10 protein-coding genes are annotated in these 12,471 nt (G+C 37.6%); all 10 read right to left on the bottom strand.

Going from position 1 to position 12,471, the window contains the following annotated elements; all coding sequences use genetic code 11:
• Positions 1-74: 74 nt before the first annotated feature.
• The 10 genes from ABJ955_RS06940 to nrfD all read right to left on the bottom strand — a co-directional run bounded on the left by ABJ955_RS06940 (position 75) and on the right by nrfD (position 12,457).
• Positions 75-2,369 carry an NADP-dependent malic enzyme gene (locus ABJ955_RS06940; protein ID WP_347373870.1) on the bottom strand — a complete coding sequence of 765 codons (2,295 nt, stop codon included), beginning with the start codon at positions 2,367-2,369 and terminating at the stop codon, positions 75-77.
• A 98-nt stretch (positions 2,370-2,467) separates the two neighbouring features.
• Entirely contained in the window at positions 2,468-3,391 is a 924-nt protein-coding gene (gene queG / locus ABJ955_RS06935; protein WP_347373869.1) for a tRNA epoxyqueuosine(34) reductase QueG, read from the bottom strand.
• Between the two features lie 41 nt (positions 3,392-3,432).
• Positions 3,433-3,771: a GIY-YIG nuclease family protein gene (locus ABJ955_RS06930; RefSeq protein WP_347374373.1), complete on the bottom strand. Its 339-nt coding sequence runs from the start codon at positions 3,769-3,771 to the stop codon at positions 3,433-3,435.
• Positions 3,772-3,961: 190 nt separating this feature from the next.
• Positions 3,962-4,984, bottom strand: a complete 1,023-nt coding sequence (ruvB, locus tag ABJ955_RS06925; protein WP_347373868.1) for a Holliday junction branch migration DNA helicase RuvB — start codon at positions 4,982-4,984, stop codon at positions 3,962-3,964.
• A 159-nt stretch (positions 4,985-5,143) separates the two neighbouring features.
• Positions 5,144-6,976: a cbb3-type cytochrome c oxidase subunit I gene (locus tag ABJ955_RS06920; protein WP_347373867.1), complete on the bottom strand. Its 1,833-nt coding sequence runs from the start codon at positions 6,974-6,976 to the stop codon at positions 5,144-5,146.
• Positions 6,977-6,993: 17 nt separating this feature from the next.
• Complete coding sequence (locus ABJ955_RS06915) at positions 6,994-8,064, bottom strand: cytochrome c oxidase subunit II (protein WP_347373866.1); 1,071 nt, start codon at positions 8,062-8,064, stop codon at positions 6,994-6,996.
• A gap of 28 nt (positions 8,065-8,092) precedes the next feature.
• The gene (locus ABJ955_RS06910) at positions 8,093-9,469 is read right to left on the bottom strand and encodes a quinol:cytochrome C oxidoreductase (protein WP_347373865.1); all 1,377 of its coding nucleotides are present in this window, start codon (positions 9,467-9,469) and stop codon (positions 8,093-8,095) included.
• A 27-nt stretch (positions 9,470-9,496) separates the two neighbouring features.
• Positions 9,497-10,177, bottom strand: a complete 681-nt coding sequence (locus ABJ955_RS06905) for a cytochrome c (RefSeq protein ID WP_347373864.1) — start codon at positions 10,175-10,177, stop codon at positions 9,497-9,499.
• Positions 10,161-10,697: a DUF3341 domain-containing protein gene (locus tag ABJ955_RS06900; RefSeq protein WP_347373863.1), complete on the bottom strand. Its 537-nt coding sequence runs from the start codon at positions 10,695-10,697 to the stop codon at positions 10,161-10,163. The genes ABJ955_RS06905 and ABJ955_RS06900 overlap by 17 nt, the downstream gene beginning before the upstream one ends.
• Before the next feature lie 2 nt (positions 10,698-10,699).
• Complete coding sequence (gene nrfD / locus ABJ955_RS06895) at positions 10,700-12,457, bottom strand: NrfD/PsrC family molybdoenzyme membrane anchor subunit (RefSeq protein ID WP_347373862.1); 1,758 nt, start codon at positions 12,455-12,457, stop codon at positions 10,700-10,702.
• Between the last annotated feature and the right edge of the window lie 14 nt (positions 12,458-12,471).

Below are 12,471 nucleotides of genomic sequence, written 5' to 3'. Positions count from 1 at the left end.
GAAACTTAAAGGCTCAAATATAGCATAATTATTTACAATCGCCATTGCGGTTTTTGTGAAAATATTAGGCAAAACTACGCCTTTGCTTGCTCTCGAACTCGCTTCTCTTTCTGCTGTGCATCTACAACGGCAACGGCAGCCATATTCACTATTTCTTCTACACTTGCTCCTAATTGTAAAATATGAACTGGTTTACGCATTCCCAACATAATCGGACCTATTGATTCAACATTATTTAGCTCTTTCAATAATTTATAATTGCTGTTTGCAGAATCAAGATTTGGAAAAATAAGTGCATTTACTTTTTTACCCGCTAATTTTGAAAACGGGAATTTCTTCTGAAGCATTTCAGGGTTTAAAGCAAAATCAGTTTGCAATTCACCATCTACTATCATGTCTGGGTTACTCTTATGAAGCAAATCTACAGCTTCACGAACTTTTGTAGCATGTGGATCTTTGGAAGATCCAAAATTAGCGTATGAGATCATTGCAATTACAGGCTGTAAGCCGAACATTTTCATGGTATAATTGGTCATTTGCGCAATCTTAGCAAGATCCTTTGCCGTTGGGTCTATATTTATTGAAGTATCAGAAATAAATAAAGGGCCGCGCTTGGTAAGCATTAAATTGGTAGTTGCCACTCTACTCACGCCCTCAAACCTCCCTACGGTTTCAAAAACAGGCCCTACAACTGTTGGATACGAACGAGCATACCCAGAAATCATACAGTCCACATCGCCTTCACTCAGCATCATTCCCGCAAAATAATTACGCTCACGAACTAGTTTTTCAGCTGTATAAAGTGAAATTCCATTTCTACGTCTCTTTTCCCAAAGCTTTTGGGCATATCGCTGAAGTTTTTCTGTTTGCTCATCACTTTTAGGGTCTATTATTTCTAAGTCATCATCAAAATCAATCTGCTTCATTAGGTCGAGAATTATTTCTTTTCTTCCTAATAAAACAGGAATCCCGATGCCTTCCTCGTAAACAATTTGTGCTGCTTTTAGCACATCTAAATGATCTGCTTCTGCAAAAACAATTCGTTTTGGGTTTAACTTTGCTCTATTAATCAGCAAACGAATAATTTTATTATCGCTCCCCATTCTTTCATAAAGCTCATCTTGATACTTTCCCCAATCGGTTATTTCGGTAGTGGCTACCCCACTTTCCATTGCAGCTTTTGCTACAGCAGGCGGAACGGTGGCTATTAAGCGAGGGTCAAAGGGTTTGGGAATGATGTATTCCCTACCAAAGTTAAGCTTTGTTTCACCATAGGCAATATTAACCTGCTCTGGCACAGGCTCTTTTGCAAGCTCAGCCAATGCTTTCACAGCAGCCATTTTCATTGCTTCATTAATTTTTGTTGCCCGAACATCCAGTGCTCCTCTAAAAATAAATGGAAAACCAAGCACGTTATTAACTTGGTTAGGATGATCGCTACGCCCTGTTGCCATTATAATGTCCTTACGGGTTTTTATAGCCAAATCATATTCAATTTCTGGGTCTGGATTTGCCATAGCAAACACAATTGGGTTTGGCGCCATACTTTCCAGCATGGAAGGTGTAACAATATCTTTTACTGAAAGCCCCACAAAAACATCAGCATCTTTCATTGCTTCCTCTAAAGTATCTATTTTTTTATGTGAAGCAAATTCAGCTTTTTCTTTTGAAAGACTTTCGCGATCGCTACGGATTACGCCTTTACTATCCAGCATCACAATATTTTCTGATTTAGCACCAAAGGCTTTATAAAGTCGGGTACACGAAACAGCTGCCGCCCCTGCCCCACTAATTACTATTGATACATCATCTATTTTTTTTCCAGCAATTTCTAAAGCATTTAATAAAGCAGCTGCAGAAATAATTGCAGTACCGTGTTGATCGTCGTGCATTACAGGAATATCCAACTCTTCTTTCAGTCTTCTTTCAATTTCAAAGGCTTCAGGTGCTTTTATATCTTCCAGATTAATTCCACCAAAGGTTGGTGCAATGTTTTTTACCGTTGCAACAAACTCATCTATATTTTCAGTGTTTACTTCAATGTCAAACACATCTATATCTGCAAAAATTTTAAACAGCAAGCCTTTTCCTTCCATCACTGGTTTAGAGGCTTCGGGACCAATATTTCCTAATCCTAAAACAGCCGTACCATTAGAAATTACTGCAACTAAATTCCCTTTATTGGTGTATTTATAAACATTGTTTGTGTCCTTTTCAATTTCAAGACAAGGCTCGGCTACCCCAGGGGAATACGCCAATGAAAGGTCTCGTTGTGTAGAATAACTCTTAGTGGGAACAACCTGAATCTTACCCGGTTTTGGCTTAGCGTGATATAATAATGCCTCGCGTCGTCTGCTTTGCTTACTCATATTTCTGATTTTAGTATTATGTTCCTATGCCATTTTTAACTTCAAAAAGCATAACTAACAAAGATAAAAGGTTAACTTAAATGAAGAAATATAAACTGCTAATCTTTCACAAACTTTATATTGCGCTGCAAGCCTGAAAATTTGGTTCTTTTTACGGGGCTATTTTTAAATATTTTCTGAAAAACCGCTTCTGTAATTTCTTCCCAATCTTTCTTGGTCATTGAAAGTATTTCCGGATTTGGATTAAAAAGTGGTTCATTATGGGGTTTACTAAATCGATTCCAGGGGCAAACATCTTGACAAATATCGCACCCAAACACCCAATCTTCAAATTTCCCTTTTTCAGAAGCAGGGATTTCATTTTTTAATTCGATTGTAAAATATGAAATGCATTTACTGCCGTCCACAACTTTATCTGCAACAATAGCTTGTGTGGGGCAGGCGTCTATACATGCAGTGCAACTACCGCAATGATCCGTAACGGGAGAATCATATTCTAAATCGAGATCTACAATTAATTCTGCAATAAAATAAAAGGAGCCTAATTGTTTTGTAAGCAAATTACTGTGCTTGCCTATCCAGCCCAAGCCACTTTTTGCAGCCCAAGCCTTATCAAGAACTGGCGCGGAATCTACAAAAGCACGGCCGTGAACCTCCCCGATTTCTTCTGAAATAAAATGCATTAATTGCTTTAATTTATCCTTTATAACAAAGTGATAATCGGTGCCGTAAGCGTATTTTGAGATTTTATAGCTTTCGGAAGTCTGTTGTTCTAAAGGAAAATAATTTAGTAAAAGCGAAATAACACTTTTAGAATCGGGAACCAGCTTTGTGGGATCTAAACGTTTGTCGAAATGGTTTTCCATATACGCCATTTCACCATTTCTATTTTTTTTAAGCCAATCTTCTAGCCGTGGCGCTTCATCTTCTAGAAATTCCGCTTTACTTATTCCACAGGAAAGAAAACCGAGGCGTTTGGCTTCGGTTTTGATAAGCTGGGTATATTTATTTTTTGAATTCAATTTTTTAATAGTGAATGTCACGCTGAGCGCAGTCGAAGCGCTTAGTTGTTCGTGTCATTTTTATCATTTGGGTTATACGTATAATGTGTGGCGTTTCTACATTCAGATAAAATTTGGAGCATTTTTCCGTCTCCATCAATCAACGCTTGCTTTTTTGCTTTAGTCCAACCCTTAAGTTTCTTTTCAAAATAGATTGCCTGTAACACATCATTGAATTCTTGGTGAAATTTCAATACCAAAGGTCTTCTTTTATATGTGTAACAATTTTTATTCAACCCTTTTTTATGTTGGTCAAATCTTGTTGAAAGATCGTTTGTTATCCCTGTGTAAAACGAGTTATCTGAACATTTTAATATATAGACATAGTAGCAATAATACATCATGGTTTTTCATTCATTAAGGCTTCGACTGCGCTCAGCCTGACACTTGGATGAAACATTTTTTAAGGCTTCGACTGCGCTCAGCCTGACACTTGGATGAAGCATTTTTTAAGGCTTCGACTGCGCTCAGCCTGACACTTGGATGAAGCATTTTTTAAGGCTTCGACTGTATTCGAGAAGACATTTCTGTTTAAAAAAGTCCGCCCTGACTAGGTCCTTTCAGTTTCCCCAGATGCTTGTATGCTGCTTCAGTTACTTCGCGTCCACGTGGGGTACGCATTATAAAACCTTGTTGAATTAAAAAAGGTTCGTAAACTTCTTCAATAGTTTCCGGGCTTTCAGATACTGCGGTCGCAATTGTTGTTATTCCAACTGGACCTCCTTTAAATTTTTCAATAATGGTTGAAAGTATTTTATTATCCATTTCATCCAACCCAAAAGCATCAACATGTAAAGCGTCTAAACCGTACTTTGCGATCTCAATATCAATTTTACCATTTCCTTTTATTTGTGCAAAATCACGAATTCTACGCAAAAGCGCATTTGCAATTCGCGGAGTACCTCGACTCCGGCCAGCAATTTCGATTGCTGCTTCCATTGTTATTGGCACATTTAATATTCCTGCGCTTCGCTGTAAAATTGTAGTAAGCAATTCGGTGGTATAGTATTGCAATCGGGATGAAATACCAAAACGAGCCCGCATTGGCGCCGTTAATAATCCGGAACGTGTAGTAGCACCAACAAGAGTAAAAGGATTGAGATTGATTTGAACCGAGCGTGCATTTGGACCGGATTCAATCATAATATCAATCTTATAATCTTCCATTGCCGAATAGAGATATTCTTCCACAATAGGGCTTAACCGATGTATTTCATCAATAAAAAGCACATCTCGTTCGTCGAGGTTAGTCAGCAACCCTGCAAGGTCGCCTGGCTTATCTAATACAGGGCCAGAAGTAACCCGTATGTTAACATTAAGTTCATTTGCTAAAATATATGCTAAGGTGGTTTTTCCTAAACCTGGAGGGCCATGAAAAAGTGTATGATCTAACGCTTCACTCCGCAAATTTGCTGCTTGCACAAAAATTTGAAGATTCTCCAATGCCTGATCCTGCCCAGTAAAGTCATCAAAACTAAGGGGGCGGAGTTTTCTCTCAAGATCGAGTTCTTGGGGTGAAAGGTTTTCTCCTGTTGGATCGAGGTTTTCATTCATATTACAAATATAGTAATCCTTTGGAAGCTACTTTAAAAAGCGAACCATACTTTTTGACTGTAGCTATAAAATTAAAGACCTAATAATAAAAACCCCCATGCAAATAAAAAAGCCCTTCCAAAAATGAAAGGGCTTTTTTTAAATATATAGTTTAAACTGTTAATGATCCAGTTCGTCTTCGTTATCTTGAAGCGGAATGTGTTGCGGAATAAAATCCTGTCCTGGGATTACATAATCTGTTTCGTCTTTGTTTAACTTACTATAATCATAAGACCAACGGTGTACATGTGGAATTGGACCAGCCCAGTTTCCGTGGATGTGTTTCATTTCAGCAGTCCATTCTAGTGTTGTTGAGTTCCAAGGGTTTTGAGGCCCACGTTTTCCGAAGAAAATAGAGTGGAAAAAGTTGTATAAAAAGATAACCTGAACAGCAATTGTAAAGATTGCAAAAATAGTCATCACCACATTTATATCTGCTAAATCATCAAAATATGGGAAATTCGTATTTGTATAATATCTACGTGGCAATCCTGCCATACCCACAAAGTGCATTGGGAAGAAAATACCATAGGCACCTATAGCAGTAACCCAGAAGTGAATATACCCCAGTTTTTTGTTCATCATCCGACCTTCGAACATCTTTGGGAACCAGTGATAGACACCTGCCAAAAGACCATAAAGTGCAGAGATACCCATTACCAAGTGGAAGTGAGCAACAACAAAGTACGTATCGTGAACATTAATATCTAAGGCACTATCCCCAAGAATAATCCCTGTTAAACCACCTGTAATAAATGTGGAAACGAAGGCTATCGAGAACAACATGGCAGTGTTCATTTGCAGGTTTCCCTTCCAAAGTGTTGTAATCCAGTTAAATGCCTTTACAGCTGAAGGGATTGCAATTAATAATGTTGTAAAGGTAAATACTGATCCCAAGAATGGATTCATTCCTGAAATAAACATATGGTGACCCCAAACTATCGTTGAAAGAAATGCAATTGCAAGTATAGAAGCAACCATCGCTCTATAACCAAAAATTGGCTTTCTAGCATTTGTAGCCATTACTTCAGAAACAATTCCCATTGCAGGAAGAATTACGATGTAAACCTCAGGGTGACCAAGGAACCAGAAAAGGTGTTCAAACAATACTGGAGAACCTCCTTGATGGTGTAATACTTCACCCGCAATATAGATATCAGAAAGGAAGAATGAAGTACCAAAACTTCTATCCATTATCAACATAAGCGCTGCAGAAAACAATACAGGGAAAGAAACTACCCCGATAATTGCAGTTACAAAGAATGCCCATATAGTTAATGGAAGTCTTGTCATAGACATTCCTTTAGTACGCATATTAATAACTGTAACAATATAATTTAATGACCCTAAAAGTGACGAAGCAATAAAAATTGCGATAGATACCAACCAAAGCGTCATACCTGCACCAGAACCTGGAATAGACTGTGGCAATGCACTTAATGGAGGGTAAATAGTCCATCCTGCAGAAGCTGGTCCAGCTTCAACAAATAGCGACATTAACATTACTACACTCGATAAAAAGAACAACCAATACGAAACCATATTTAGGAATCCAGAGGCCATATCTCGTGCACCAATCTGCAGGGGAATAAGGAGGTTACTAAATGTTCCGCTCAAACCTGCAGTTAATACAAAGAATACCATTATGGTACCGTGTATTGTTACTAATGCAAGGTAAATACTTGGATCCATAACTCCATCTGGCGCCCATTTTCCTAAGAAAATTTCAAAAATGGTGAATTTATGATCTGGCCATGCTAATTGAAGGCGAAAAAGAAGTGACATCAAGATACCGATAGTTCCCATAAACAAACCTGTAATAAGGTATTGTCTGGAGATCATTTTATGATCTGTACTAAAGATATACTTGGTTATAAATGTTTCTTTATGATGATGCCCGTGATCGTCATCGTGATGATCTTCTACTGCGTGGACCTGTGCGTTTGCTGACATATCTTTTTAAGCTAATATTATTGATTTTCTTTGCTAAGTTGTTCTTCTATGGAAGGCTGTTCTGCCAACCAAGCATTATAATCTTCTTCAGATTCTACTATAATTTTCATTTGCATATTATAGTGACTGACTCCACATATTTTATTACATAATAATAAGTAGTCAAATTCATAAGGCTCTAAAGCTTCTTCCCCATTCGCAATGAGAGTTTTACTTTTATCCTTTCTAATTTGGTTAATTTTAGCCACTTTCTCCACTATCTTATCATTATTCCTCATTTCTTCGGTGGTAATGGTTGGCGTAAAAGCAAACTGAGTAATCATACCAGGAACACAGTTCATCTGGGCTCTAAAGTGTGGCATATATGCAGAGTGAAGCACATCTTGTGATCGCATTTTAAATAAAACTTTTCTACCTACTGGCAAGTGAAGTTCGGTTACAACTTTATCATCTTTACTATTTGGGTCTGATGCATCAACTCCTAATTGGTTAATCCCTTCAATTAATCGAACATTGGCATCACCAAGAGTATTATCTGCACCGCTATAACGTGCTTTCCAGTTAAACTGCTGCGCGTAAAGCTCAACAACCAACGGGTCATCGTCTTTATCTACGTTCATGATATCAGTCCAAGTAAACAAGCCGTATATAATAAGTCCGGCAAGTACTATTACAGGGATTATCGTCCAAATAAATTCAAGTTTATCGTTATCTGCGTAGAAAGTTGCTCTTTTATTAATATTTCCACGATATACAAAAGCGAAATAATGCAATAACCATTGGGTAAGGATTCCAACGAAGAAAATTACAATCATCGAAATCAACATTAGGTTGTCTATTCTAGTACCATGTTCTGAACCTGATTCAGGTAATAGAACATCTCCCCAAAGCCAAAAGGTAACAATGGTTAGAATATACATAAAAGCTAAAAAGCCCATCATCAAGTAACCTTGAGTATTGTTGTCTTTATCTGAAGCTACTTCAGAATTGACAGATGGCTTTATTTTTGCCAATTGGAAAATCCTGTTCATTTGCCAAACAGAGATTCCAAAAAGAATAATTACTAATACAACTAGAAATGCGGTCATCTTAAAATATCTTCTTTAAACTAAATGATTAAAAATGGTAGTTTTCACTTTCCTTAATAAATGGATCATTTTTCGGTCTTAATGGAACTTTCCCTAGTCCTCGTCCAACAATAAAAATGAATAAACCTAAAAAGAATAACAAAGCGGCTATTTCAGGGATTCCAAAGCCCCAGTTATGTCCTACTGTTGAAGGCATCACTAATAAGAAAATATCTATATAGTGTCCTACCAAAATAAATACAGCAGCTATAACAACAAACCAAGGAATCTTTTTATAATCACTATTCATCAATACTAGAATAGGGAATACAAAATTAAGAATAAGCATTCCGAAAAACAACAATTTATATTCTTGGATTCTTATAATGAAATACGTTACTTCCTCAGGAATGTTTGCATACCAAATTAGCATAAACTGCCCAAACCATAAGTAAGTCCAGAAAATACTAAATGCAAACATAAATTTACCAAGATCATGAAGGTGTTTATCACTTACAAATGGTATAAGCCCTTTTCCTCTTAAATGAATTGTCACCAAAGCAATTACTGTAATTGCTGAAACAAACATACTTGCAAAAATATACCAAGCAAAAAGGGTACTGTACCAGTGTGGCGTCATAGACATAAACCAATCCCAAGACATAGTAGCTTCCGTTGCTAAGAAAAATACTAGAAACAATACAGAAGCTTTAAAGTTCTTTTTGTAAGGCTCATAGGTATTTGATTCTGCAAGTTTCAGTGAGTTCTTTCTTGAGAAGTAACGGTATAAGTTCCATCCTAAAAGATAAATTACTGCACGAATTACAAAGAATGGGAAGTTTAAATAACCTGCTTTCACTTGAAGTATTTTATCTTCAGCTACCAATTCTTCGTTTTGCCATGGAAAAAAGTGTGTGCCGGCAAATACCACAATTAAAAATACAATTATAGAACCTGGCAACAAATAACTTGTAATTCCTTCAATAATTCTATACAAAACGGGAGACCAACCTGCTTGTGAAGCATACTGTATTGCATAAAAAACCAATGCCCCAAGCGCAAGCATCATAAAGAAAAATGCTGCTACAAAAGTTGCAGACCAAGGTCTTGTTTGCATTTGATGTAAAACGTGTTCATCGTGTGAAGCTGAACCATGGCCTTCTGCTTTTAAATCTGTAGCATGTTCCATTGCTGCTCCAGAATATCCTTCTTCACCTCGCGCTACATCAACAAAATTTGCAGTATGATCATCTTCATGGTCAGTGGTTGCATGGCTTTCACCGTGATGACCTTCTTGTTCGGCCATTATTTTTTTAACATCGTCTATGGTTTTCGGTGTGTTTAAAAACCCGAAGATTATTCCTACAAGTCCTAGGACTATTAGAACAATAGAAAACAGTTTTAAATTTCTTGGTAGCGTATACATATCTTTAGCTATTCTCTTTTAAAATCTTTATTTAGGATCCATTTCTGAAGCTACAGTAGCTTCAGTAGGAGTCATTTCACCTTTAGCGTTATCGTCTGTTGCAGTAGCATCTGATGTTTCCAAAATACTTGGCTCTCCATTAAGTGCTGCTTTTAAATCCATAACGTGCATTGCTATTTGCCAGCGTTCTTTCTCATTGGTTTGTGAAGCATAAGACCCCATGGAGTTTAAACCATATGTTTCTACGTGATAAACACCACCTTCAACAATATTTCTTCCTGGATCAGCATAGCTTGGAATTCCAAGAAATTTTTCGCGAGTTGCTAAAATTCCTTTTCCATCCCCTTTATCTCCGTGACAAACTGCACAGTAAACGGTATATAATTGGCTTCCTGCGGCTAGATTTTCCTTGGTTACCTTATATGGGCTTTTAAGTTCAGCCTTTGCTAATTCCAATCCAGCAGTAGTATTTTCATAATCATAAGGCTTAAAACCACGTGGTATAGAATGCTCAGCTGGCATCATGGCTGCTTGTTGTCCTGGAAACACTTCGTATTCACCATAGGTTTCATACCCTACTGGCTCGTACATGTTTGGAAAGTACTGATAATTTGGTTTTTTATCGTTAAAACAAGAAACCATAATTACAGAGGCAAAAATTGCAATCGCTATGTTTTTCAATGTTTTCATATTAGTGGTCTTGCTCATTTTCAATTAAACTAATCTCTGATGCGCCTGTGTCGTATAAAAATTTCGAAAGCATTTCAAGGTCGTGATTATCAGCATCAACTTCCATCAAAAAGTGATCATCAGTCGTACGAGGGTCTGGATTTTCGGCTTTCTTAAAGGGCCATAACTTACTTCGCATATAAAAAGTAATAACCATTAAATGTCCGGCAAAAAATACTGTAAGCTCAAACATAATTGGTATAAAGGTTGGCATGTTTTGGTAAAAAGTAAAACTAGGTTTACCACCAATATTTTGAGGCCAATCTTGAATCATCATAAAATTCATCATGGTAACAGCAACACTCAACCCAACCAATCCATAAAGGAAGGCAGTAATTGCTAATCGTGTAGGTGCTAATCCCACTGCGTGATCCAAACCGTGAACAGGAAATGGAGTAAACACGTCTGAAATATGATAATTTGCCTCACGGGTTTGTTTTACAGCCTGCATCAACAGGTCGTCATCCGTATAAATTGCGTGTATCTTTTTTGAAGCCATAATTAGTTTTTGTTTTTTAGCGTTAGTGCCTGACCAGCCCAATCATCACGTTTGGCTCTTCCAGGGAAATCACTAATTATCTCGTCCAACAAATCGTATTCACGATCGGTCATTTTGCTTACTTGTTCAAAAGTAAAGATTCCCAATTGGTGAAGTTTTTGTTCCATAACTGGACCTACGCCACTAATCTTCTTTAAATCATCTTGTTTTTGAGTTGTTGGATCAAAAGCTCCAATGCCGCTAAGCAAGCTTTCTATTTTTTCGCTGTGTAACACCAAGTCAACTTCATTGTTTTCTACAACAACATTAGTCTTTTTTGCAGTGGGTCTAGCACTTACTGCTCCTGCAGGCACATGACTACAGTCATCCCCATGTTCAGCACGTAATCTTTTAAAAGATTCTCCTGAAGATTTCAGAATTGTTTTTACCTCTGCTTGTGCAATAACTGGGAAAGTACGAGCATAAAGAAGGAAGAGCACAAAGAAGAAACCAATGGTTCCCATAAACGTTCCAATATCTATAAATGTAGGTTCAAACATTGCCCAAGTAGATGTTAATCGATCTTTACTTAAGTCGATAACGATAATATCAAATCGCTCAAACCACATTCCTATGTTTATAATAAGCGCTACGATAAACGTCCAAACAATATTTCTTCTCCATTTTTTCACCCAAAGTGTTAGGGGCACAATAAGGTTACAAATAATCAATGCCCAGAATGCCCACCAGTATGGACCAGTTGCGGCACCAAAAGAAAGATAGGTATAGTTTTCATAAGGCACTCCAGAATACCAACCGATAAAATATTCGATTAGGTATGCTACAGTAACAATACCACCCGTTAGCAAGATTACTTTGTTCATATATTCAATATGTAGCACTGTAATATAGTCTTCAAGGTTTGAAACTTTACGCATTATAATAAGTAGCGTTTGCACCATTGCGAAGCCAGAGAAAATCGCTCCCGCAACAAAGTATGGCGGGTAGATAGTACTGTGCCACCCTGGTACTACCGAAGTAGCAAAGTCAAACGATACAATGGTGTGCACAGAAAGTACCAACGGAGTTGCCAAACCTGCCAAGACAAGGGAAACTTCTTCAAAACGTTGCCAATCTTTTACACGTCCACTCCATCCAAAACTAAGAATGCCGTATATTTTTTTCTGAAATGGGCTATTAGTCCTATCGCGAATCATCGCAAAATCAGGAAGCAATCCTGTCCACCAGAACACTAATGATATCGATAAATAAGTTGAAATTGCAAATACATCCCACAGCAATGGTGAGTTAAAGTTTACCCAAAGCGACCCAAATTGGTTTGGAATTGGAAGTACCCAATATGCCAACCATGGGCGACCCATGTGGATAATAGGGAATAACCCTGCTTGCACAACCGCAAAAATGGTCATTGCTTCTGCAGAACGGTTAACAGCCATTCTCCATTTTTGACGGAAAAGTAAAAGTACTGCTGAAATCAGTGTTCCTGCGTGACCAATACCTACCCACCATACAAAGTTTGTGATATCCCAAGCCCATCCAATGGTTTTGTTCAATCCCCAAACTCCAATACCGGTTGAGACGGTGTAAATAATACAACCCAATCCCCACAAAAATGCTATCAGGGCGATGGTAAATACAATCCACCAAGATTTATTGGCCTTTCCCAGAACGGGCGCCCCAACATCTACACTGATGTCATGATAGGACTTCTCTCCCAGAACCAAAGGCTCTCTTATAGGTGCTTCGTAGTGTGACGACATATTTAATTCTTAAA

This window comes from Aequorivita sp. Q41, from assembly GCF_039831855.1.
Taxonomy (GTDB): Bacteria; Bacteroidota; Bacteroidia; order Flavobacteriales; family Flavobacteriaceae; genus Aequorivita.
This window is presented reverse-complemented; position numbering and strand designations above follow the sequence as displayed.

Excerpts from the sequence above, each read along its gene's own strand:
- ABJ955_RS06940 (WP_347373870.1), bottom strand. The coding sequence starts at position 2,369 with ATGAGTAAGCAAAGCAGACGACGCGAGGCATTATTATATCACGCTAAG.
- ABJ955_RS06930 (WP_347374373.1), bottom strand. The coding sequence starts at position 3,771 with ATGTATTATTGCTACTATGTCTATATATTAAAATGTTCAGATAACTCG.
- ruvB (WP_347373868.1), bottom strand. The coding sequence starts at position 4,984 with ATGAATGAAAACCTCGATCCAACAGGAGAAAACCTTTCACCCCAAGAA.
- ABJ955_RS06920 (WP_347373867.1), bottom strand. The coding sequence starts at position 6,976 with ATGTCAGCAAACGCACAGGTCCACGCAGTAGAAGATCATCACGATGAC.
- ABJ955_RS06915 (WP_347373866.1), bottom strand. The coding sequence starts at position 8,064 with ATGACCGCATTTCTAGTTGTATTAGTAATTATTCTTTTTGGAATCTCT.
- ABJ955_RS06910 (WP_347373865.1), bottom strand. The coding sequence starts at position 9,469 with ATGTATACGCTACCAAGAAATTTAAAACTGTTTTCTATTGTTCTAATA.
- ABJ955_RS06905 (WP_347373864.1), bottom strand. The coding sequence starts at position 10,177 with ATGAGCAAGACCACTAATATGAAAACATTGAAAAACATAGCGATTGCA.
- ABJ955_RS06900 (WP_347373863.1), bottom strand. The coding sequence starts at position 10,697 with ATGGCTTCAAAAAAGATACACGCAATTTATACGGATGACGACCTGTTG.
- nrfD (WP_347373862.1), bottom strand. The coding sequence starts at position 12,457 with ATGTCGTCACACTACGAAGCACCTATAAGAGAGCCTTTGGTTCTGGGA.